The 21433-nt window shown below is 59.5% G+C and carries 20 protein-coding genes; 6 read left to right on the top strand and 14 right to left on the bottom strand.

The genetic code is table 11. From position 1 onward, the window contains the following. Nucleotides 1-23: 23 nt before the first annotated feature. The 3 genes from ACP15O_RS07370 to ACP15O_RS07360 are packed head-to-tail and all read left to right on the top strand — an operon-like array spanning nt 24 to nt 2298. Nucleotides 24-680 (top strand): Tim44/TimA family putative adaptor protein, encoded by a 657-nt coding sequence (locus ACP15O_RS07370; RefSeq protein ID WP_425095407.1) that lies wholly within the window; start codon nt 24-26, stop codon nt 678-680. After that, a complete protein-coding gene (mltA, locus tag ACP15O_RS07365; RefSeq protein ID WP_425095406.1) occupies nt 677-1720 on the top strand; it encodes a murein transglycosylase A in 1044 nt (347 codons plus the stop codon). Before ACP15O_RS07370 ends, mltA begins: the two co-directional genes overlap by 4 nt. Beyond that, nucleotides 1717-2298: a Smr/MutS family protein gene (locus ACP15O_RS07360; protein ID WP_425095405.1), complete on the top strand. Its 582-nt coding sequence runs from the start codon at nt 1717-1719 to the stop codon at nt 2296-2298. Before mltA ends, ACP15O_RS07360 begins: the two co-directional genes overlap by 4 nt. Here the strand turns inward: ACP15O_RS07360 and ACP15O_RS07355 are convergent. Genes ACP15O_RS07355 through hslV form a run of 3 tightly spaced genes read right to left on the bottom strand, consistent with a single transcriptional unit; the run spans nt 2295 to nt 5312 of the window. Continuing rightward, nucleotides 2295-3401: an alpha/beta hydrolase gene (locus ACP15O_RS07355; protein WP_425095404.1), complete on the bottom strand. Its 1107-nt coding sequence runs from the start codon at nt 3399-3401 to the stop codon at nt 2295-2297. The two genes, ACP15O_RS07360 and ACP15O_RS07355, sit on opposite strands and share 4 nt — an antisense overlap. A 49-nt stretch (nt 3402-3450) precedes the next feature. Beyond that, nucleotides 3451-4758, bottom strand: a complete 1308-nt coding sequence (hslU, locus tag ACP15O_RS07350; RefSeq protein WP_425095403.1) for an ATP-dependent protease ATPase subunit HslU — start codon at nt 4756-4758, stop codon at nt 3451-3453. Then, nucleotides 4755-5312, bottom strand: a complete 558-nt coding sequence (gene hslV, locus ACP15O_RS07345; protein WP_425095402.1) for an ATP-dependent protease subunit HslV — start codon at nt 5310-5312, stop codon at nt 4755-4757. The genes hslU and hslV overlap by 4 nt, the downstream gene beginning before the upstream one ends. Before the next feature lie 99 nt (nt 5313-5411). Between hslV and ACP15O_RS07340 the strand changes: the two genes are divergently transcribed. Continuing rightward, on the top strand, nt 5412-6329 hold the full coding sequence (locus tag ACP15O_RS07340) for a hypothetical protein (protein ID WP_425095401.1): 918 nt from the start codon (nt 5412-5414) through the stop codon (nt 6327-6329). A 64-nt stretch (nt 6330-6393) separates the two neighbouring features. Here ACP15O_RS07340 and trxA read toward each other — a convergent pair whose 3' ends face one another. The 8 genes from trxA to regB form a co-directional block, all read right to left on the bottom strand. Further along, nucleotides 6394-6714: a thioredoxin gene (gene trxA / locus ACP15O_RS07335; RefSeq protein WP_425095400.1), complete on the bottom strand. Its 321-nt coding sequence runs from the start codon at nt 6712-6714 to the stop codon at nt 6394-6396. A 59-nt stretch (nt 6715-6773) separates the two neighbouring features. Continuing rightward, nucleotides 6774-10130 carry a double-strand break repair helicase AddA gene (gene addA, locus ACP15O_RS07330; RefSeq protein WP_425095399.1) on the bottom strand — a complete coding sequence of 1119 codons (3357 nt, stop codon included), beginning with the start codon at nt 10128-10130 and terminating at the stop codon, nt 6774-6776. After that, entirely contained in the window at nt 10120-13056 is a 2937-nt protein-coding gene (addB, locus tag ACP15O_RS07325; protein WP_425095398.1) for a double-strand break repair protein AddB, read from the bottom strand. The genes addA and addB overlap by 11 nt, the downstream gene beginning before the upstream one ends. Next, entirely contained in the window at nt 13049-13735 is a 687-nt protein-coding gene (locus tag ACP15O_RS07320; RefSeq protein ID WP_425095397.1) for a nucleotidyltransferase family protein, read from the bottom strand. Before ACP15O_RS07320 ends, addB begins: the two co-directional genes overlap by 8 nt. Further along, the gene (locus ACP15O_RS07315; protein ID WP_425095396.1) at nt 13717-14718 is read right to left on the bottom strand and encodes an aminoglycoside phosphotransferase family protein; all 1002 of its coding nucleotides are present in this window, start codon (nt 14716-14718) and stop codon (nt 13717-13719) included. Before ACP15O_RS07315 ends, ACP15O_RS07320 begins: the two co-directional genes overlap by 19 nt. Next, nucleotides 14697-15176, bottom strand: coding sequence for a tRNA (adenosine(37)-N6)-threonylcarbamoyltransferase complex ATPase subunit type 1 TsaE (gene tsaE / locus ACP15O_RS07310; RefSeq protein WP_425095395.1), 480 nt, complete (start codon nt 15174-15176; stop codon nt 14697-14699). The genes ACP15O_RS07315 and tsaE overlap by 22 nt, the downstream gene beginning before the upstream one ends. Nucleotides 15177-15216: 40 nt before the next feature. Further along, complete coding sequence (locus ACP15O_RS07305; protein WP_425095394.1) at nt 15217-16734, bottom strand: PAS domain-containing protein; 1518 nt, start codon at nt 16732-16734, stop codon at nt 15217-15219. 76 nt (nt 16735-16810) lie between these two features. Continuing rightward, entirely contained in the window at nt 16811-18208 is a 1398-nt protein-coding gene (regB, locus tag ACP15O_RS07300) for a sensor histidine kinase RegB (RefSeq protein ID WP_425095393.1), read from the bottom strand. 88 nt (nt 18209-18296) lie between these two features. Between regB and ACP15O_RS07295 the strand changes: the two genes are divergently transcribed. Beyond that, nucleotides 18297-18929 carry an SCO family protein gene (locus ACP15O_RS07295; protein WP_425095392.1) on the top strand — a complete coding sequence of 211 codons (633 nt, stop codon included), beginning with the start codon at nt 18297-18299 and terminating at the stop codon, nt 18927-18929. Between the two features lie 81 nt (nt 18930-19010). Continuing rightward, nucleotides 19011-19562 (top strand): ActR/PrrA/RegA family redox response regulator transcription factor, encoded by a 552-nt coding sequence (locus tag ACP15O_RS07290; RefSeq protein WP_425095391.1) that lies wholly within the window; start codon nt 19011-19013, stop codon nt 19560-19562. Here the strand turns inward: ACP15O_RS07290 and ACP15O_RS07285 are convergent. The 3 genes from ACP15O_RS07285 to ACP15O_RS07275 are packed head-to-tail and all read right to left on the bottom strand — an operon-like array spanning nt 19559 to nt 21323. Next, nucleotides 19559-20044, bottom strand: coding sequence for a GNAT family N-acetyltransferase (locus ACP15O_RS07285; RefSeq protein ID WP_425095484.1), 486 nt, complete (start codon nt 20042-20044; stop codon nt 19559-19561). The two genes, ACP15O_RS07290 and ACP15O_RS07285, sit on opposite strands and share 4 nt — an antisense overlap. Continuing rightward, entirely contained in the window at nt 20041-20634 is a 594-nt protein-coding gene (locus ACP15O_RS07280; RefSeq protein WP_425095390.1) for an HD domain-containing protein, read from the bottom strand. Before ACP15O_RS07280 ends, ACP15O_RS07285 begins: the two co-directional genes overlap by 4 nt. After that, nucleotides 20634-21323, bottom strand: coding sequence for an FkbM family methyltransferase (locus tag ACP15O_RS07275; protein WP_425095389.1), 690 nt, complete (start codon nt 21321-21323; stop codon nt 20634-20636). The genes ACP15O_RS07280 and ACP15O_RS07275 overlap by 1 nt, the downstream gene beginning before the upstream one ends. Between the last annotated feature and the right edge of the window lie 110 nt (nt 21324-21433).

The raw sequence follows: 21433 nt of genomic DNA, 5'->3' as shown, positions 1-21433 counted from the left end.
GACCCCCCGACCAAGAGGATCACATGAACTCGCCTATTTTACAGCTTCTGGTGCTGGCCGGCATCGCCGTTTTCCTTATCCTAAGGCTGAAAAACGTGTTGGGAACCCGAGAGGGATTCGAAAAGCCCACCCTGCCGCGTCAGGCGGAACCTTCGGCGCGCAAACCCGATCTGTCGGTGATCGAGGGCGGCCCGGATCGTGACATCACCGACCACGCCGAGGAAGGCTCGGATACGGCGCTGGCCCTGTCGCAGATGAAACGGCTTGAGCCCAGCTTTAGCGTGAACGAATTCATCCAGGGTGCGCGGGCCGCCTATGAGATGATCCTGATGGGCTTTGAACGCGGCGATCTGGCCGAGATCAAACCTTTCCTGTCCGAAGAGGTCTATGAAACCTTCGCCCAGGTCGTCGAGGACCGCGAAGCGCAGGGCCTGACGATTGAGGCCGAATTCCTGGGCGTGCGTGAAACCTCTTTGGTTGAGGCCGAGCTGCTGGATGGAAACATCGCTGAAATCTCGATTCGGTTTGTCGGCGAGCTAATCTCGGCCGTGCGTGACAACGCCGGTGAGATCATCGAGGGCAACCCCAACTCGCCCAAGAAACAGCGCGATGTCTGGACCTTTGCCCGCACCATGGGCACCGACGATCCGAACTGGCAACTTGTTGCTACGGGCGGATGATCCGGGCCCTGGCGGCAATAGCATTGGGGTTGGTGATGGCGGGCCCGGTTCAGTCTCAGCAACCTCAGGACCCCACCTATAAAATTCTTGATTTCAAGGATTTGGATGGGTGGGATCAGGATGACCACGCCGCCGCCCTGGAGGTTTTTCAAAACACCTGTCCGGATTTGGATGATCCAGATTGGGCCTCGCTCTGCGCTGTGGCGCAGAATATCACCAGCGCCAAATCCTTTTTCGAGCTGTTTTTCCGCCCCGTTCTGATCGAAGATGGCGCTGACGGCCTGTTCACGGGGTATTTCGAGCCCGAGCTGGACGGCGCAACCCGCCCTTCGGATCGGTATCGCTATCCGGTTTACCGGATGCCGTCCGAGGCGCGTCGCAGCACGGTCTGGTTGTCCCGGCGCGAGATCGAGACCTCGGAGGTGATGAAAGGCCGCGGGCTGGAAATCGCCTGGGTCGATGACCCGGTTGAGCTGTTTTTCCTGCAAATTCAGGGGTCTGGCCGTATTCGTCTGCCAAATGGCAAACATATCCGCGTGGGGTATGGCGGGGCGAATGGGCATCCCTATCGTTCGGTTGGGGTCGAGCTGATCCGGCGCGGCATCTACAGCCCGCATCAGGTTTCGGCGCAGGTAATCAAGAATTGGGTGCGGCGTAACCCTGTCGATGGCCCCGAACTGCTGCACCACAATCCCTCTTATGTGTTTTTCCGGACTGTGAACCAGGTGCCTGCTGAAAAAGGCCCGCTGGGCGCGATGAATCGCTCGATCACGGATATGCGTTCGGTTGCGGTGGATCCGGGCTTTACGCCTCTGGGCGCTCCGGTTTGGGTGGAAAAAGACGGAGCGATCCCGCTGCGCCGGTTGATGGTGGCGCAGGATACAGGGTCTGCGATCAAGGGCGCTCAGCGTGCGGATATCTTTTTTGGCACCGGGGATCAGGCGGGCCGCGCTGCGGGTAAGCTGAAGGATCCGGGCCGTATGATGGTGCTGCTGCCGATCCAGCGCGCCTATGCGCTATTGCCGGAGTCCCAGCAGTGAGCCGCCGCAAACTGACCGAGGAAGAGATCGAGCTGTGGCGCAAGGTCACGGATACGACCGCGCGTATGCACCCCAAAAGCAAAGCCGCCGAGCTGCCCAAACCGAAACCCAGGCCTCATAAAGCTCCGAAGCCCCGTTTGCAGGATTTCTCGGTCGGTCAGTCCGCGCCCCACACGCAGATCGGGCATAATCTGCGGCCCGGATTATCCGAACAGCTGCACAACGCGCCCCTGCGGATGGATAAGAAAACCAACACGCGTATGAAGCGCGGTAAGCTGGCCCCTGAGGATCGGATCGACCTGCACGGGATGACTTTGGACCGGGCGCACCCTGCCCTGTTGCGGTTTATCCTGCGGGCTCATGCGCAGGGGGCGCGGCTGGTGCTGGTGATCACGGGCAAAGGCAAAACCAAAGAGGATGACGGCCCCATCCCCGTTCGCCGAGGCGTTCTGAAACATAATGTCCCGCAGTGGCTGTCAATGCCGCCGCTAAATGCCGTGGTTTTGCAGGTCACACAGGCGCATGTCAGCCATGGTGGCACCGGGGCGTATTACGTTTACCTGCGGCGCCACCGTTAGTTTGTTCTGAGCAGCAGGGGCGACAGGATGATTTTTGTTGCGCTTTGAACGGTGATCGCGGTGCCCGGCAGCAGGCCGGTTCGCCCGCCTGCATCCCAATTGAACGTCGTGCTTAGCGCGTTGCTGTTGCGTAACAGCTCGATCAGCAGCGGCGAAGTGCCCAGCGTGAAATGCCTGTCACCCGAGGATTCCGCAAATTCGGAAACATCCACAACGGTTACGGGCAGATCCTCTAGCTTGGCCTCGTCTTCCAGAATGCCCAGCCGCTTTTTATTCCCATTGATTCTGGAGGACAGTTGCAGCGCGCGGTCTTTGCGTGACACGAAAATCACGAACGGTTCGGGCAGGCTGTCAAAGCGGGTGGATTGCTGGCGGAATACATCCACGTCCAGATCGGGGGATACCAGAACCACGCCGCCCAAATTGCGTTGCGCCCAGGCCGGGCTGCGAATTTCCATTTGGCGCAAGGTCTCCATCACCAGCATCGAGCCCAGAGAATGCCCCACCAGAATAATCCGATCCGGCCCCGCGGCGCTGACCTGACGCAAAAGCTGTTCAAGCCCGTCGCGCGCATAAAGCACGCTGTCCCTGTCATAGGTATAGCCCAAAGGATGCGCGGCGCTGGGCCAGGAAAAATGCACTCCGATCCCCGGAAGCCGGAAATCATGCATCAGTTGAACAGTTCGGAACACTCCGTCCGTGAAACTGTTATTATAGCCGTGCACATACAGCATGACATCCCGTTCGCCCGGCTTCTGCCGCGACAGAGCCTTGCGCAGCCCCGCCGAAAACGCCCGGTCATTCGCGTAATCCGTGCGATCGGCAAAGGTAAAGAAACGATCGGCCCTGGCCATACGGTGCGAATAAGGAATCCCGCTGCCCCTGTGTGCGGGCGGAACCGTGACTTTCACATTGACGAAATCCAGATCCTGCGCGCGTTCGCCATTGAACCAGCCGCTTTCTGTTCGTTCGCGCAATGTGGCCACATAGGCCGTATAGGGTGTGCCCACCTCATCCGCCTGTGGATCGACATGGATCAGCGTCCGGTCGCTACAGGCAGAGACCAGAAACAGGATCAGAAAGACTCGGAAAAATATGTTCACTGCTCGCCCCGCCATTTGGCGGGACGTTACTCAGGTACTCATCCGGATTCTAGAGCACATAGCGGCTGACATCGGCGGATTTCGTCAGTTCACCCAGGTTCTGTTGTACAAAATCCGCATTGACGGTGACGGACAGCCCCGCCTGATCCGGCGCGGTAAAGGACAGCTCTTCGAACACGCGTTCCATCACGGTATAAAGCCGCCGCGCCCCGATGTTTTCCACCGTCTGGTTCACATCAGCCGCGATTTTGGCCAGCGCAGCGATGCCATCTTCGGTGAAGGTCACGGTCACCTCTTCGGTGCTCATCAAGGCGGTGTATTGCCGGGTCAGAGCGTTATCCGTTTCGGTCAGGATTCGGACGAAATCGGCCTCGGTCAGGGCCTTCAGCTCGACCCGAATGGGCAGGCGCCCCTGCAATTCCGGCAACAAATCCGAGGGTTTAGCGATATGGAACGCCCCCGAGGCGATGAACAGGATGTGATCGGTCTTCACCGGCCCGTGCTTGGTGCTGACGGTGGTGCCTTCGATCAGAGGCAGCAGATCACGCTGTACACCCTCGCGGCTGACATCGCCGCCGCGCGTCTCGGCGCGAGCGCAGACCTTATCGATCTCATCCAGAAACACGATGCCGTTCTGTTCCACCGATTCCAAGGCAGCGCGGGTGACGGTTTCATCGTCCAGCAGCTTGTCGGCCTCTTCGGCGATCAGCACATCATAGCTTTCGGCGACGGTCATTTTGCGTTTGACGGTCCGTCCGCCAAAGGCTTTGCCGAAAATATCGCCCAGGTTCATCATGCCCATCTGGCTGCCGGGTTGGCCGGGGATGTCCATCATCCCCATCGGGTTCGAGCTGTCGGTGACTTCCAGCTCGATCACGGTATTATCCAGCTCGCCGCTTTGCAGTTTTTTGCGGAACATCTCGCGCGTGGCGTCGCGGGCATCTGTGCCGGCGATCGCCTCGATCACGCGGGTTTCGGCGGCGTCATGGGCCTTGGCCTTGACGTCCTCGCGCATGTGTTCGCGGGTCATCGCGATGGCGCTGTCCACCAGATCACGGATGATTTGCTCGACATCGCGGCCGACATAGCCGACCTCGGTGAATTTGGTGGCTTCGACCTTGATAAAGGGCGCGCGCGCCAGTTTGGCCAGACGGCGGCTGATCTCGGTTTTGCCGACGCCGGTGGGGCCGATCATCAGGATATTCTTGGGATATACCTCGTCGCGCAGATCATCGGGCAGCTGTTTGCGGCGCCAACGATTCCGCAAGGCCACGGCAACAGCGCGTTTTGCATCGCTTTGGCCAATGATAAAGCGATCCAGCTCGCTGACGATTTCACGCGGGGTCAGATTGGTCATTTCGAGATGCTTTCCACGGTCAGATTGCCATTGGTGTACACGCAGATATCGGCCGCGATGGCCATGGCCTGACGCGCGACCTGCTCGGCGGTTTTGTCGGTGTCCATCATGCCGCGCGCCGCCGCCAGGGCGAAATTCCCGCCCGAGCCAATCGCCGTCACATCGTGTTCCGGTTCCAGCACGTCCCCTGCCCCGGTGATCACGAACATATCCGCACCATCGGTGACGATCAGCATCGCCTCCAGCTTTTGCAGGTATTTATCGGTGCGCCAGTCCTTGGCCAGTTCGACGCTGGCGCGGGCCAGCTGACCGGGGGTTGCCTCCAGCTTGGTTTCCAGACGTTCCAGCAGGGTAAAGGCATCGGCGGTCGAGCCGGCAAACCCGGCCACAACGTCATAGCCACCGGGGCTCAGCCGGCGAACTTTGCGCGCGCTGCCCTTGATCACGGTCTGGCCCAGAGAAACCTGACCATCGCCAGCAATCACCACTTTGCCGTCTTTTTTCACACCGATAATGGTGGTGCCGTGCCAGCCGGGGAAAGTATCATCCGCCATCTGCATCCTCCGTTTGCTTGATCGCCTATATGGAACCTGCCGCCCCGACGCACAAGGGTAGCGCTTGTTTACTGGCCGCCGCAGCAGTAGCCTGACCCAATGAGCGAGCAGAAAATCCTGCGTTTCTATCTAGAGGATGGGCTGCGTAGTAGCGCCCAGGCCGGGACGCATAACTTCATCAACAAGATCGTCTCGGTGGTGAAATCCGCAGGGTTTGAGGTGGCATTTCACTCGAATTCTCTGGTCGAACGTGGCGCCAGCATGACGCGTGGCGGCTATGCGCTGTTTCACATGGAAGAGCCGACAACCAGCAACGGGCTGACGCTACGCCGGGTCTATCACTACCCGTTCTGGGCGATCGAGCCGACAGGGAAACGGTGGCATTGGCAGGTGGCGAACACCCGCTTCCAACCCGAAAAAACAGACCCTAAACAGGCCAAATCCTTCTATCGTCGCTGGCAGAACAGGCTGTTTGATGGGGCCGCGTCTGAAACGCACCACGACGGTTTTGTCTATGTCCCGCTTCAGGGACGGCTGTTTGAGCGGCGCTCGTTCCAGTTTGCCAGCCCGATTGAGATGATCCACTCGGTCCTGAGCCACGATCCGAAAAGGCGCGTCATCGCAACCCTGCACCCGTCCGAGCATTACACTCGGGATGAGGAAAAACGCCTGGATCAGCTACAAGAGAGATTTGGCCATCTGACCGTGCAGCGCGGCGATATGGTGCGGCTGCTGCAAGGATGCGATTATGTGGTGACGCAGAATTCCTCGGTCGCGTTCAACGGGTTTTTCTTTGGCAAACCCTGCGTGTTGTTCGCCCGGTCGGATTTTCACCATATCACGGCCAGTGTGGAACGGATGGGCATCGCGAATGCGTTCGAAGAGGTGTTGACAATGAAGCCCGATTACGCGGGCTATATCCATTGGTTCTGGCAGCAGATGTCAATAAATGCCGGCCGAGAAGAGGCCGAGGAGAAGATTGCCGCTCTCTTGCGTTTGAACGGCTGGCCAGTATGACACCCCGGTATGAAAAACCCCGGCACAGGGCCAGGGTTTCACAATCTTCGAATGGGATCCGAGTTTAGATCGATTCTTCGATCCAGGCTTGCAGCGCGGCCTTGGGGGCGGCTCCGGCGCGGTTCGAAACGACCTGACCGTCCTTGAAGATGAACAGTGCGGGAATGCCACGCACGCCCATGGCGGCAGCGGCGTTCGGGTTCTGATCCACGTCCACTTTGGCGATCTTCACCTGACCGTCCATTTCAGCGGCCAGCTCTTCCAGGGCGGGGCCGATCTGTTTGCAGGGGCCGCACCATTCTGCCCAGAAATCCACAACAACGGGGACATCAGAGTTTTTGACTTCGGCGTCGAAGGTAGCGTCGGTAACGGCAACGGTGGCCATGAGAGTTCTCCTGAAAGAGTGTGTTTGGGATGGGAAATTAGGTAGACTGCCCCGCAGCGTCAAGAGAGGCGCGCAGCTTCCAGTGCCGCAGTCACGGTTTCGTGCGGCAGAGGCATCAATTCTGCGGTTTTGGTCCACAAAATCGCCGTTTCGATCCGGCGGTCCGGATATATCTGCAAGAGCGCCTGCGCATAGGCTCCCATCTGCCGCAAGATCCCGTCGGGAACGGCCGCGTGGTTTTGCGGCACAACCGCGTTGGATTTGTAATCCACGGCCAGAACGCGATCCGGCAGGATGATCAGCCGGTCGATAATCCCGTGCATTCTGCGCCCAAGCGTGGGCAGATCGGCGCTTAGCGGCACCTCGGCCAGCGCATCGGCATCGAACAGGAACGCCAGCTTGGGGTTGGAAAGCACGCCGGCTGCCTCGGTCAGCAATTCCTGCGTCAGGGGGGTGTCGCCGCAAATCACGCGTGCGATCCGTTCCCATTCGGCGGGATCGGTGCCGGGCAGATGTTCAAGCAGGGAATGCAGATAGGTGCCGCGTTGTTTGGCGGCCTCCTCGTCCAGGCCGGCCTCGCCCGGCAGGGCCTTGGCACCGCCAAGATCCGAAGGGCTGATCGTGGTGTTGTCTTTTGTGGGCGGCGGAACGGGGGTTTCATAGATTTCCGGAAGTTGTAGCAAAGCGGGGGCGGGTTCCGGCGTATCGCTCTGGGCGGGGCCCGACCACTGTCCATGCTCCAGACGCAGGCCTGGGCCGGTGGGCATGTCCGCCTCCGAGGTATCCAGGCGTGTGGCGGCCAGCCGGATTTTATCATACCAGCTTTCGTCGCCCTTTTTCCAATCCCCTGCCCCGGCGATCATCAGCCACTTTTCAGCCCGAGTCAGGGCGACATAGAGCAACCTGTCACTCTCGGCGCGCTCTTTTTCCGCCTCTCTGATTCGGGCCTGATCCAGCAATTTCGGCGACTGCCCCGAGGGCATTTTCCAAACGGCCGTATCCCCGGTTATCTGCAATTCGCCGCGCGACATCTGGGGGCGTTTCATGGTGTCCGGCAGGATCACGATCGGAGCCTCAAGCCCCTTGGCGCCGTGCACCGTCATCACCCGGATCTGATCTTCGGCACTGTCCATTTGCCGTTTGATTTCCAGATCGTCGGTGACCATCCATTCCAGGAAACCTTTCAGACTGGGGATGGCGTTCCGTTCGTATGAAAGCGCCTGCGCCAGGAAAGCGTTGATGCCATCCTCGGCCTCGATACCCAGACGCGCCAGTAGGTTCCGGCGGCCATTGTGCTGTGTCAGGATACGTTCCAGCAGGTCGAACGGACGCAGAAAATCGGTTTGTCCGCGCAGATCGTTCAGGATCGTCATTTCCGCGGGATAGCGTTCCGCGTTCTTGCGCATGGCCTCCCACAGGTAGGCATCTTCGCGCCCATGGGCCAGGTCGAACAATTGCTTTTCGCTCCATCCGAACAGAGGCGATTTCAGAGCGACGGCCAGATTAAAACTGTCCTCGGGGGTGGACAGGAATGACAGAAGCGCGGCCAGATCCTTGACCGCCAATTCGGCGCCAACCTTCAGGCGGTCGGCCCCGGCGATGGCAAGTTTGCGTTCCTTGCAGGCGCGGATAATCTCAGGAAATAGACCCGAACGCCGCCGAACAAGGATCAAAAAGTCGCCCGCCCGTACGGGCCGCAAGCAGTATTCACCCGAATGGCCAATCTCTTCGGGAATGGGGTGCTGAGTGTCGATCAGATGGGCAATTGTGTCCGCGATCTGATCGCCCAGCCGGACATTGTGGTGTTTTTCTCCCAGCCGATCGACCGGATCGAACCACTCTTCTGCGTCGTCCTCTTTCACCTTGTCCAGCACGGGCCATATATCGACGCGGCCGGGCATCTGATCCTTGAACGCCTTGTGCACGCCGCCGACAGGAAAGCCCGAGGCCTCGTGTTCCCGAAAGGTTTCGTCAACAAGATCCAGAACGGCACGGGAAGACCGGAACGAGTATTCCAGCTCTAGTTCGGCCAGAGGGCGTTCAGTCTGGTTCAGCCGTTCGGCAAAGTCGCGCTGCATCCGGTCAAACTCATCCGGGTCGGCACCCTGAAAGGAATAGATCGACTGTTTCTTGTCTCCGACAACAAAAATCGTACGCTCCATCCCTGCTCGGGCGCCATCCCCGCTGGTGAACTCTTGCGCCAGCAGCTCGATCACCTGCCATTGTACGGGGCTGGTGTCCTGTGCTTCGTCCACCAGGATGTGATCAATTCCGCCATCCAGACGATAGAGCACCCAGGCCGCCACCGCCGGGTCTGTCAGCAGGTCGCGGGCCCGCAGGATCAGATCGTCAAAATCCAGCCATCCGCGTTGTTGTTTCTTTTGCTCATAAGAGTCCAGGAACGTCCCGGCAAAGGCGTGCAGGGCCATGGATTTCTGAGCGGCGGCAAAAGACAGGCGCTGAGCGCGCGCATCTTCGACCCGCCGCATCAGGGGCTCGACCCGGTTCATCAGGTCTGGGTGTTTTTCGCGCAGCGATTTCGTTGGAAAAGAGCCTAACTTGGCCGAAAACGGGGATTTCGCATTGGCTCCGGTCAGGAAAACGCTCTCAAGAACGGGCAATGCCGACGCATCTATCCCCGTGACTCGGGCAAGCTTGTCAGCGGCTTTGCCATCGGTGACGCTGCCGGTCCGCAGGGTTGTGATCAGCTCGGCCAGCAGCTCGGCTTCGCCGCCCAGAAAGACCCCGCTTAGCAAGCTTTGAATGCTGAAATCATCGGGCAGATCGAAAAGAGCCAAGCATTCCCGACGGGTAAGAGGCACCCGGAACGCCCCGCGTTTGCCGACAATATCACGGGTCAGCGCTTCGAAATCATTCGCTGTCACATAGGCAGCGATGCCGTCAACGATTGTGCGGTTCGGCCCATCGGCCAGATCGCGCAGAACCTCTTCGCGCAGAAGCGCGGCGGCGCGGCCCTCCATCTCGCTGAATTGCGGGCTGACTTTGGCCTCTAGCGGAAAGCGCCGCAAAAGGGACGAGCAAAACGAGTGGATCGTCTGAATCTTCAGCCCGCCGGGGGTTTCGATCGCGCGGGCAAACAGGGTGCGCGCATTGCGCAGCGCCTCCGTGTCGATTTGCCCGTCGATCCCCAGCTCTTTGAGCTGTTCACGCAAAGAGGCGTCAGGCAGCATCGCCCATTCACCCAGCCGTTTGAACAGACGGTTCTGCATCTCGCTGGCGGCGGCTTTGGTGTAGGTCAGGCACAGGATGTGCTGAGGCTGAACGTCCCGCAACAACAGCCGCGCCACCCGGTCGGTCAGCACGCGGGTTTTTCCCGATCCTGCGTTGGCTGACAACCAGGTAGACCAGTCGGGCCGAGCCGCCGTTACCTGCCGTTCGGTCGCGTCATTGCGCATCGCTCAGGTCCTCTTTGCTGGGGGGCACGGTCAGATCCCATTCCCCAAATCGGGACAGCGGATCATAGTCGGAAATGTCCTGATCTTTGAACATCGCGCGGCGGGCGGTGAAACCGGAATCAGGCTCTAAATAGGCGGAAATAAGCTGTTCGAACTTGGCCCATACCACTTCTGGCGGCTCATCCCCCAGAGGAGCATCCACCTCTTTGGGTGTGGCACCCAGGCCGATATAGGTTGCCCGAGCCACTTTCTGCGGACCCAGCGGATCAAACCCGCCCCGCTCGACCATGGCGGCCTCTAGCAGTAGCTGTTTGTCAAAGGCTTTCTGCTGTGCCGGCATCGGCGGGTTCGAGGTTTTGTAGTCATACAGATACGCCCGCCCCAGCGCGTCCAGATCAATCCGGTCGGCCTTGGCGCTGAGCGTGAATCCAAGCTGGGGAATGCTGGCCTTACCCGAAATCTCAAGTTGAGCAGGGTGCGTTTCCTGCTGGCGGCTTTTCTCGTGCTCGACAAACCAATCCGCGACTCTGGCGACCCGCGCAGACCAAAGGCTACGGATTTCTGGCCAGGGCACGGTTTGTGCCAATACATCGGCGGCGATCTGGTTCAGCTTCTCGGCGCTCAGCGCGCCGGAATCCTGACGGACCTGTTTCAGGAAAACCTCGAAAACGGAATGCACGACAGTCCCCCGCAACAGCGCATCGGGGACTTTCATCAACGGATCCAGAGGCCTGAGGCGCAGCACCCGTTTCGCATAGATATGATAGGGATCGCGGATCAGTTTGGACACATCCGTAACCGACAGCTCACGCGGGCGGGCTGTCATCGGCGGCATGGGCGATGGGCGCGGTGCGGGGGGCGTAAATCCGGGCTCTTCCATCTTCTGCGCCAGAGCAAGCCATTCGTTTCCGCGCGCCTTGGCGTTTTCCAGGGCGGCGGGGCCATCCTGATCGGGCAAGCCCTGCAACAGGTTGGTCATTCGGTTCAACCAACGAGAAGGCACCGTTTGCGCATCATCCGACCGGATCGCGCGCGTCAGCCAAACCTCGGGGGCGGCGACAGCCTGCTGGAAGTCATGAGCGGAAAGACCGATACGTCTTTCGGGCAATAACAGACCCGATTTCAGCCGCATCTGACGATTCAGCCAAGGATCAGGAGAGGGGGATTCAGGCCAGCTGCCCTCGTTCAGCCCGGCCAGAATAAGCAGATCGGCCCCCTGAACACGGGCCTCAAGCGTTCCCCAGATCAGCACATTCGGATGAGGGGCATCTGGGTTTCGGACCTCTTGCCGCGCCAGAATAGCGCCAAACAAATCGGCATAATCGCGGGCGGCCAGATCGCCGCCTGCCTCGGCCTCTTGCTTCAGATCCGTTATGGCTGACAGCGCGGCGCGGCCGGCGTCCTCTTTCCATAACTCAGAGGTCTGCTCTGCCGCCGCGCCATTCGCAATCATCTCGGCAAGGGCCAAGTGATCGGTCAGCCAGTCAGACAAGGACCGGGTCTCGCGTTGCTGATCAACAAAACACCGGATGATCCAGGCCACCCAATCCTGCGCCTCTTTGCGAGATGCGGCAAAGGCTTGCAGGTTATCCGCATCCGGAAAAGGAATGCCCTTGCGGCGGATAAAAAGCTCAAGCTCGCGGGAAAGGCGCAGATGCGGACCGCGTCCGCCCCCCGAATGCGTCAGGGGATGAAACAGCAGTGTCAGCAGGCTTTCGGCGGTCAGTTTCTGGTGAAACAGAGCCGAAACATGCCGTAAAAACCGCCCCGGAGGCGAAAGCTGTAATGGCGTTCCGGCGCTGTCATCGGGGGTAATTTTCCAACGCGACAAGGCAGCGGAAACCTGTCGTGTCAGCATCCGGTCGGGCGTGATCAGCGCTGCGGTCACCCCATCTTCGCAGGCTTGACGCAGGCGCATCGCGATGGCCAAAGCCTCGTCCCTCTGAGAGGTCGCCTCGACCAGGGTCACGTTTTGCATCGCGGCGGGCAGCGCTGGCAGATGCGGCCCCTCGGATAGCCAGCGGTCGGTGACCGGGGCGGGACGCAAAGCCAGCGAAATCAGTTTGGTCCGCTCGGGGCAAGAGGGCACCGCATCCGTCCAGGGCTGAACATCCTGAGGCGCAATTCCCACAGCGTCCATCAATTTGCGAAACCGGAACTGAGGGTGGTCCTCTGAGGTCAGCGGATCTTTTAAATCCTCCCAGGCGCTAAGCGGCATATCAAAATCAAAGCCCGGCAAAACGATCGCACCCTGGGGCAATTTGGCGATGGCTTTCATCAGCGTCATGGTTGTTCCGCGCGAACCTGTCGAGCCCGCAATGACAATCGGATTCTGCGGAGGAATGTCATTCCAAAGCTGGGTTAGAGCCTGAATCACCAGTCTTTGCTGGCTTTCTTTATCCGGCGCTTCATGCACGTCGTCAAAATAGTGCTGAACGATACTGAGGAAGCTGAGCGAGCGTTTCCAATGCCCGGATTCGTCGGCGACATCCAAATTCTGAATGGCATCGGGGGATACGCCTTCGCCATGCATTTCCTCAAGCAGCGCCGCCAGACTGTCCGCCAGATCAAACAGCGAAGAGCGCGGCGCCAGATCGGGTTCGCGCTCAAGCAGGATCGAGACCAGCTGCGTAATCTCTAACCGGCGACGCAAGGACGACACCGCAGGCGGAATATCGGCAAAAGCCGCCGCAAGAGAAATATCCGTCACCATCTGCAAGCGCGGCAACAGTGTTGCTGGCCCTGTGTCGAACAGCTCGCGGACGCGGCGCTGCATACGGCGGGTGTTCAGCACCAGTTGAACGCGGGCCAAGTCCGATTGCTGGCGCAAGCGCATACGATCCTGAACGCCTCGGGCCAGCTCTTTCGGGAAATCGACACCCAGGGGGACGCCATAAATACGGGGTTTATCCGAAGGCTCAAACATGGGGGTCGCCGATCAGTTCTTCGGCCAGTGTCATTCCGTGTGGGGATCCGACGTCGCACCATTTCCCCCGATAGGATGTGCCAAACAATCGGCCTGCGGTCAGCATCTTGTCCCACAGCAGATTAAGCGAAAAGGCGGCTTGCGGAATATCGCCAAGCCCCTCGGTTTTGACAATTTGCACGCCGGTATAGACCAGCCCCGGCCCGCGCGACAGGCGCCCCGCCCGATCCAGTAGGAAATCCCCGCGCCCAGAATGGCCGACCGCGTTCGCGCGCGGAATACATAACAAAAGCGCATCCATCAGCTCTGGATTCCAATCTGCCAGCAACTGCTTAAACGGATTTGGCCCGCGCCAGACGGCATCGGTGTTCATGGTGAATACGGGGCCGGACCCCAAAAGAGGCAAGGCAGCACGCAGGCCGCCTCCGGTCTCTAGAATCGTCTCTGTTTCATCGGAAAACGCGATATTCTGACCATCCAGATGCGTGCGAATTTGATCTGGAAGATAATGTAGATTGGCAACGATCCGTTTGGGTTGAATGGCGTTCACCTGCTCTAATGCGTGATCAATCAGAGGCCTTCCCGCAACCCGGATCATGGGTTTGGGGGTGTCCGAGGTCAGCGCACCCATTCTGGTGCCGAAGCCAGCGGCAAACAGCATTACAGAGTCGGGACGCATCCGGCTTGATCCTTCAATTTTTGCAGGTTTTCCGGGGTCGGTTTGGGCAGAGTCTGCACAAGATTCTGCATCGCGCAGGCCTGCGCGCCGGTCATCAGATGATCCCAAACGCGCGGGATCAGATCGATATAATGGGGTTTGCCGAAATGCAGGGAAAGCCGGGCAAAAACGCCCAGAATACGCAGGTTCCGCTGAACGCCCAGCAACTGATAGGCCCTGCGGAAGCGGCCAGAGTCCCATCCGGTTGCGGCGATATAGTGTCGAATCATCGCCTCTTCGACATCGGGGGATACATCCCGGCGCGCGTCCTTGAGCAGGGAAACCAGATCATAGGCGGGATGGCCTGTGCGGGCGTCCTGAAAATCCAACAGCCCCACGCGCTGAACACCCGAACGCCGGGGCAGCCATAGCAGGTTCTCGGCGTGATAGTCGCGCTGGATAAGGGCGGTTTGCTCGGAGGCGTCAGCCCGGAGCGCGGGCAAAAACGCGGTTTCGAACGCGGCGCGCCCGGCGTCCGTTCCGGTGATTCCCTTCTGATACCAACGCCAGGCCAGACCGGCCATTTCGGTCATGAATTCCGGGGAATACGGCTCTAACTCAGGTGGATTTGCCTGATGCAGCGCCACCAGAACATCCGTTGCGGCGGTATAAAGCAGCATCTCTTGCGCCGGATCTGAGACGACGACGCGGGCAAACAGATCGTCTCCCAGATCCTCTAGCAGTAAGAAACCATTCTCGGAATCCTGCGCCAGAATCTGAGGTGCGGACAGGCCGCAGGCTCTTAGGAATTCCGCAATCCTGACAAAGGGGCGGATGTCTTCGCCTTTTTGCGGGGGGGCGTCCATCAGAACAGCGGTGCGCCCGTCCAGAACCAGACGCTCGTAACGCCGGTTCGAGGCATCGCCAGCCAAAGAGCCACGCCGAGCCCCCGCCCAGGCGGTGCCGGACAAGAATGTGGTCGCTAAGTCGCTTCTTGAAGGCACGATAGCCCCTCCAGTCGAGTTGCCCAGCCCAGCCCCGTTGCCGTCAGCAGGCGAGAGTCGTCCTCTTGCGCTTCGAAGGTCAGGGTAAGCGCCCCTTGCGGGGTCAGATCGGCCAGTCTGTCGGGCCATTCGATCATGCAGATTGCGGTTTCAAATGCCTCGTCCAGGCCCAGTTCAATTGCCTCGTTCGGGTCGGTCAGACGATAAAGATCAGCGTGCCAGATTTCACAGCCGGGCCCCTCGTAAACCTGCACCAGCGTGAAAGTCGGCGAGGGCACGTCCTCGGGTTCGGGCATCAAGGATTGGATCAGAGCGCGCGCGAAATGCGTTTTGCCCGCGCCAATGCCGCCTTCCAGCAGAATAACGTCACCCGGACGCAGCATTTGGCCCAGGGAAACGGCAAACCGGCTGGTGTCTTCGGGGGTCTGGAACCGGGTTTCAAAGCGCGTTGCGGACATGCCGCGAGATTACCCGACCACGCGCCACCCGCAAGCAGGTTCAGGCGCTATTCTGCAAGAAGGGCAGATGCGGCGCATCCTGTTCCTGCCCAAAGATCACAGCAAAATTCCCGCCCATCAACTGCTGAACCCGACAGCTAAGTGTCTGGCCGTTGATCAGAGGAATGCTGATGATATCCGTTTGAGTGGGATGAATGCGGGTCAGATCGGCCTGGGCCGTGGCACGAGTCATCCAGTGGCGCATGGCGTCATCCAGGGTCAGATCGGCGAAACTGCTGTCCGGATCGCAGCGCCACAGGGTTCGGTAGGATTCGTTTGCAAAGGTCAGAACACTGGAGGGCGAGAAGATGGCAACGGCCTGCGGCATCCCGTCAACCAGCGCTTGCAGCACCTCTAATTGCGAACGGAACCGGCGGGTCAGGGACACTTCTGAGCTGATATCCTCGAACAGGAACGCAATGGCCCCGTCGGGATGTGGCCGTCCGCTGACGCGATACGTCAGCCCCGAGGGCAGGTTCCATGTCTCCAGATAGCCTCCGTCCGAGGCGGCAGTGACCAGATCGGACATGTCCTCGCGCCAGTTCCGGTAGTTTTTGGGCTCTGGCATGATCTGCATATCGCGCAGGCGATCAAAGAAGCTGAACAAAGTCGGCCGGCTGCTAAGGAATTCCGGGGACAGGCCCAGCAGATCAATGAGCGCCGGATTGAACAGCGCCAACTGACGTCGGCGGTCGAAAATCACCAGTCCGATGGACAGTTGCGCAAAGGTTTTCGTCAGGGTCTGGACGAAGTTACGCTGGGCGATTTCGGCCTGAACCACGGCGTTGATGTCGATCGCGTAATGCATACATCCGACGCTGCTCTGGGATGAGGTCACGTCAAACCAGATGTTGCTGTCGCTTTCCTTCAGCGTCAGCGAAAGCCGGGTCCGGGGTACGGCCGGGGGGGTGACCTCGGGCAGATCGAACAGCGTGGGAATGTCGGCATTGTCCAGCGTATCGGCGTTTTCCGCCAGCCGTTTATAGGCGTCGTTGGCCCAGGTGATCCGCCCGTCGCAGTTCGAGGCCCAGATCGGATAGGGGCTGCCCTCGACCGCCTGCTCCAGGGTTTCCAGCCGGGTATCTGTCATCAGGCGGCGATGGATGTCTGCGGGCTGAGCCGTGCTGTCCCCGTGTTGCAGTAGCGTGACGCGGGTCAGATCGTTGATACGCTCCAGCAGCAGTTCGGCTTCGTCATCGGGCAGGTTGGTGGGGCAGGTGACGATATCGGCGTCCATGTTTTCCGGCAAGACAGGTAAGCCGGGAAAGCGCGGCGCCAGTACGTGGCGCAACTGGTCCCAGTCGCTATCGCCTTTGCCGTGCCCGGTTTCAAACAGCCATTGCCCCCCGCCCGAGACATTCAACAATTCGCGCCCCTGAAACAAGAAACGCGCATCATGATCGGGCATAGAGCGATTTGCGCCCTGAGGGGCGGTTTGGCGCAGAAAATGAAAGGCAACCGCGCCAGCTGCGACGCTGGACAAAATGGCCGAAAGCAAAATCGCTGTGACGTCAATCATGGCAACTCCCAGAACGCATCAATACAAGGGCAGGTTGCGTAGTAAAAGGTTAACAAAAGGTTAACGTCACACAAAATCAGATACTTAAGGGCTGGTTTTCTCCGATAGGAACCGCATTTTCCCCTGCCCGCCCATCAATCTTTGCCCGAGGCCAAACAACCTCTACGATAGCGCCAATCCGGTGGCCTTTAACATAATCCTGGCGCGACGGGTCGCTTCCATTGGCAAATGTCAGATCGGCACCCGAGCGTTCAAGCAAAGTCTTGGCGATAAACAGGCCCAGCCCCATGCCCTCGTACCCCGGTCTTTGGCTGCTTTCCGAAGAGGGCCGGCGCCGATGCATAAACGGGTCTCCGATGCGGCCAATCAGATGGGGCGGATACCCCTTGCCGTCATCCATGATGCGAATCTGGATGCTGTCCTGGGACCATTCGGATTCGACCCAGACGTTCTTATGGGCGAAATCCACACCGTTCTGGATCAGGTTCCGCAGGCCGTGGATGATCTCGGGGCGTCGCAGGATGCTGGGCTGATTCATCGGGTTCTGCCCTTCGGCATATTGTTCAAGATGAAGCGCAATGCCGCGATCCATATGCGGTTCGGCGGCTTCCTGGATCACGGCGGACAGGGGGGCCTGGTGCATGTGCAGATCGTCTTTGCCCGCGCGCCCCATCGAGCGCATGATGTCCCGGCAGCGATCGGCCTGCTCTTTGATCAGTTGCGCGTCCTCTTGCAGGTCGGGGCGTCCTTCCAGCTCTTCGGCCAGCTCGGCGCTGGTCAGTTTGATCGTGGCCAGAGGGGTGCCCAGCTCATGCGCGGCGGCAGCAACAATCCCGCCGATGTCCGTCAGTTTCTGTTCGCGCGACAGGGCCATATACGTGGCCTGCAAGGCGTCTGACATCACGTGCATTTCCACCGTCACCCGGCGCGAATAAATCCCCAGAAACACCACCGCGATCACAATCGCCGCCCAATTGCCGAAGACAAACAAATCCGGAACCCGCAGGATAAAGCCCTGCTCGGTGCGCAGCGGCAGATGGAACTCCGCCAGCAGGGTGACAGCCAGAATGGCCGTGATCCCCAGAAAAACCGTAGACCTGAGCGACAAGGCCGAGGCGGACACGGTCACCGGCCCCAGAATCAGAATCGAGAACGGATTGTGCAAGCCCCCCGTCAGGTACAGCAGCAGGCTGAGTTGCAGCAGGTCGAACAGCACCATCAGCAGGTTTTCGGTTTCGTTCAGGCGTTTGCTTTCGGGGAAAATCACCGTGGCAATCAGGTTCCCCACCACGGAAACCGAGACCACCAGCAGACACAGCCCCATCTCAATCGTCAGATCCAGAATCTGCTGAGCGACAACCAGCGCGATCAGTTGCCCGGCAATGGCGACCCAGCGCAATAAGGTGATCGTGCGCAGCTTGATCCAGTTGCCGCGCTCGCGGCCCTTCATCAGATCAAAATTCGTCTGTTCCATGTGCGCCGCTTCGTCCCGTTGAACTTATGTTTTCAGTGTTAAATATGCAGGGACAACAGATCAATAACGATCCCCGGAAGGAAGACCAATGTCCCGCGCCCTGATCGCTGTAACCTCGTCCGTTGCCGTCGCTGCCCTGCTGGGCGCGACCTATTATGTGACGACCGGCCCGAAAGATGCCGACAAATACGCAGACTGCCGGGTGGGCGCGGTGGCGGGCGGTGGCGCGCAGATCGGAGGGGCGTTCACGCTGACCGACGAAACAGGCCGGGTGGTGACGGATAAGGACGTGATCAATCAGCCCTCGCTGCTGTATTTCGGGTATACGTTCTGCCCGGATGTCTGCCCGCTGGACAATTCGCGCAATGCCGAAGCGATTGAGCTGCTCGAAGAGCGCGGCACCATTGTGCAGCCGGTCTTTATTTCCGTGGACCCGGATCGCGACACACCTGAGGTGCTGGCCGATTTCACCGATAACCTGCATCCCCGGATGCTGGGCCTGACGGGCACGCCCGAACAGGTCAAGGCTGCCAGCATGGCCTATCGGACCTTCTATCAGAAACAGGAACCCGAAGAAGGAGACGAGGAATACTATCTGATCGACCATTCGACCTTTAGCTATCTGGTGTTTCCCGAAGAAGGGTTTATTGAATTCTTCCGCCGGGATCTGACCCCGGATCAGATGGCAGACACGATTCAGTGCTTTATGGACGCCAAATAACAAACTGCGAATGTTTGACGCAGGCAATGGGCCGTTATAAAACGATTTTTAACTCAGCTTACCGGCCCAGAGGAGACAGGCATGGCAGAAAACCTTCAGGACATCGGTGAAGACAACACTCTGCTGCTGCTGGACGATGACGAACCGTTCCTGAAAAGGCTGGCCAAAGCCATGGAAAAACGCGGGTTCGCGGTTGAAACCGCTGGCTCCGTTGCGGCGGGCAGGGCGATCGCCACTGCGCGCCCTCCGGCTTATGCGGTCTGTGATCTGCGGCTTGAGGATGGCAACGGCCTGGACGTGGTCGAGGTGCTGCGCGAAAAACGCCCCGATTGCCGGGTTGTGGTTCTGACGGGCTATGGCGCCATCGCGACGGCGGTGGCGGCTGTGAAAATCGGCGCGACGGATTATCTGTCTAAGCCAGCGGACGCGACAGACATTACCAACGCCCTGCTGACCAAGGAAGATGAACTGCCTCCGCCTCCGGAAAATCCAATGAGCGCGGATCGCGTGCGTTGGGAACATATTCAGCGCGTCTATGAGCTGTGTGACCGCAATGTTTCGGAAACCGCGCGCCGGTTGAACATGCACCGCCGGACCTTGCAGCGGATCCTGGCCAAGCGCAGCCCGCGCTAAAGATCATACCGCTTGCAGATCTTATCGACGATCTGCCCGTTCCCCAGACGAATGTCTTTCAGCCGGTGATAATCTTCAAATCCACGGCTTTGGTAATAGATCAGCCCACCCGCGTTATCGGCGCGAATGGTGGCATTTATCCAGGTATAGCCCAGGGCCAGCGCCGCTGATTTCGTGGCTTCGAACAGTTTTGATCCGGTGCCCAGCCCGGTTTTGCCCAGACGGACGAAAGTGGCAATATCCGCGGCCTCGGGTGGCAGATCGGGGTTGGGCGCGATCCATTGAAACCCCAGCAAAGCCCCCGTGTCATCCTCGGCTACGTGCCAGGCCGAGCCTCGTGGTGCGTTCGCCATCTTCTGCATGACAAACGCGCGGGATACAGGCTCTGTATAGGCTGTTGTGCCGCCTTTGCGGATGATCTGATTTAACAGATCCGCCATTGCCCCCGCGTCCATGGGCCCTGCGCGCCGAATGATCATCAGATTTGTTCCAATAGGCTTTCGTGCCGCTGGGTATAGTCCTGACGAACCTGAACCGGCGGGCGCAAATGAATGTCCAGCCCTTCGAACAGCGCCGGGTCGGGCCTGCCGAAAAACTTGTTGGCCTCGGTGGTGGAAAAGCCGGCGATCTGCACTGCCTCCATCCAGGCGCTGACGCGATCCGCGCGTTTGATCTGTTTCTTGACGCTGGCGGGAATCTGCGCGGGCAGGCCAAAGCGAATGTGAATTGCCGCTGTCAGCCGCTCGTCCAGTGCGCCATAGCCGGGGCCGACGGCAGCCTTTACCGGGCTGATCATATCCCCGATCACGTATTCGGGCGCATCGTGCAGCAGGGCGGCCAGCCGCCATTTCACCGGCGCATTGGGGTACATGCGGGCATACAGCTGTTCAACCAGAATGGAATGCTCGGCCACGGAGTAGGGAAAATCCCCCAGCGTCTGCCCATTCCAGCGCGCAACAAAGGCCAGCCCGTGGGCGATGTCCTCGATTTCAATATCCATCGGAGTCGGATCCAGCAGGTCCAGCCTGCGGCCCGAGAGCATCCGTTGCCAGGCGCGGGGGGATTTGGCCATTACAGGGTCCGGTCCGCAGGGGCGAAAATGCGGTTGGCGTGGATCTTTTGTTTCAGCTCATATCCCAGATGGCCCAGCTTGGCCTTGATCCAGCGTTTATAGCGGAACTCTTCAAGGATCAGGATCGGGCGGCAGCGGGTGATGATGCCCATGGCACCGTCCAGGGCGGCGCGTTCGTGTCCCTCGACATCCAGTTGCAGGATCGAGACCTGCCGGTCCTGTGGCACCACATTGTCCAGCTGAATGGCTGGCACCTGTTCCACCCCCGGCCCGTCGGCGGTGACAAACCGCGAATGCCCGCCCAGCGGATTGCCCTGCGTATCGCGCGTCTGGAACCGGATTACGCCATCGGTATTGGACACGGCGGCATGGGTCAGCGTGACATTGTCCAGCGCGTTCATGGCAATCGTGCGCTGGGCGTGGCTGTGGGAATCCGGGTTTGGTTCGAACGCCCAGATGCGGGCATCGAGGGCCATGGCGCCGCTCAGCCCCGGCAGGAAATCGCCAAAGAATGTCCCGGCATGGATGATGTCACCCGTCCCGGCATGGGTACGCATGAAGCGGATGGTGTTTGGCTCATAGATTTTGCCGGCCTTGATCAGGCGCACGGCGGGGCGATGGTCCAGCCCCTCGGGGACGGAATACCGGCCATAGTTATTCTGGAACCAGTCTTGTGGAAGATCATACATTTTTACGCTCGATTTGTTTTTAAGTGTAATTGAACCATCTGTCGCAGCATCTGGCAAGGATTTGACCTCGTGCATGTCATTGTTAGATGACACCAACAGTGATAGACGCG

This window comes from Youngimonas ophiurae (nom. illeg.), assembly GCF_049803795.1.
GTDB lineage: Bacteria > Pseudomonadota > Alphaproteobacteria > Rhodobacterales > Rhodobacteraceae > Thalassobius.
The sequence above is the reverse complement of the archived record's forward strand: the minus strand, read 5'-3'. Positions and strand labels throughout refer to the sequence as shown.

Coding starts and splice junctions, on each gene's coding strand:
- ACP15O_RS07370 (WP_425095407.1), top strand. CDS start 24: ATGAACTCGCCTATTTTACAGCTTCTGGTGCTGGCCGGCATCGCCGTT.
- mltA (WP_425095406.1), top strand. CDS start 677: ATGATCCGGGCCCTGGCGGCAATAGCATTGGGGTTGGTGATGGCGGGC.
- hslU (WP_425095403.1), bottom strand. CDS start 4,758: ATGACCAATCTGACCCCGCGTGAAATCGTCAGCGAGCTGGATCGCTTT.
- hslV (WP_425095402.1), bottom strand. CDS start 5,312: ATGGCGGATGATACTTTCCCCGGCTGGCACGGCACCACCATTATCGGT.
- ACP15O_RS07340 (WP_425095401.1), top strand. CDS start 5,412: ATGAGCGAGCAGAAAATCCTGCGTTTCTATCTAGAGGATGGGCTGCGT.
- trxA (WP_425095400.1), bottom strand. CDS start 6,714: ATGGCCACCGTTGCCGTTACCGACGCTACCTTCGACGCCGAAGTCAAA.
- addA (WP_425095399.1), bottom strand. CDS start 10,130: ATGCGCAATGACGCGACCGAACGGCAGGTAACGGCGGCTCGGCCCGAC.
- addB (WP_425095398.1), bottom strand. CDS start 13,056: ATGTTTGAGCCTTCGGATAAACCCCGTATTTATGGCGTCCCCCTGGGT.
- ACP15O_RS07320 (WP_425095397.1), bottom strand. CDS start 13,735: ATGCGTCCCGACTCTGTAATGCTGTTTGCCGCTGGCTTCGGCACCAGA.
- tsaE (WP_425095395.1), bottom strand. CDS start 15,176: ATGTCCGCAACGCGCTTTGAAACCCGGTTCCAGACCCCCGAAGACACC.
- ACP15O_RS07305 (WP_425095394.1), bottom strand. CDS start 16,734: ATGATTGACGTCACAGCGATTTTGCTTTCGGCCATTTTGTCCAGCGTC.
- regB (WP_425095393.1), bottom strand. CDS start 18,208: ATGGAACAGACGAATTTTGATCTGATGAAGGGCCGCGAGCGCGGCAAC.
- ACP15O_RS07295 (WP_425095392.1), top strand. CDS start 18,297: ATGTCCCGCGCCCTGATCGCTGTAACCTCGTCCGTTGCCGTCGCTGCC.
- ACP15O_RS07290 (WP_425095391.1), top strand. CDS start 19,011: ATGGCAGAAAACCTTCAGGACATCGGTGAAGACAACACTCTGCTGCTG.
- ACP15O_RS07280 (WP_425095390.1), bottom strand. CDS start 20,634: ATGGCCAAATCCCCCCGCGCCTGGCAACGGATGCTCTCGGGCCGCAGG.
- ACP15O_RS07275 (WP_425095389.1), bottom strand. CDS start 21,323: ATGTATGATCTTCCACAAGACTGGTTCCAGAATAACTATGGCCGGTAT.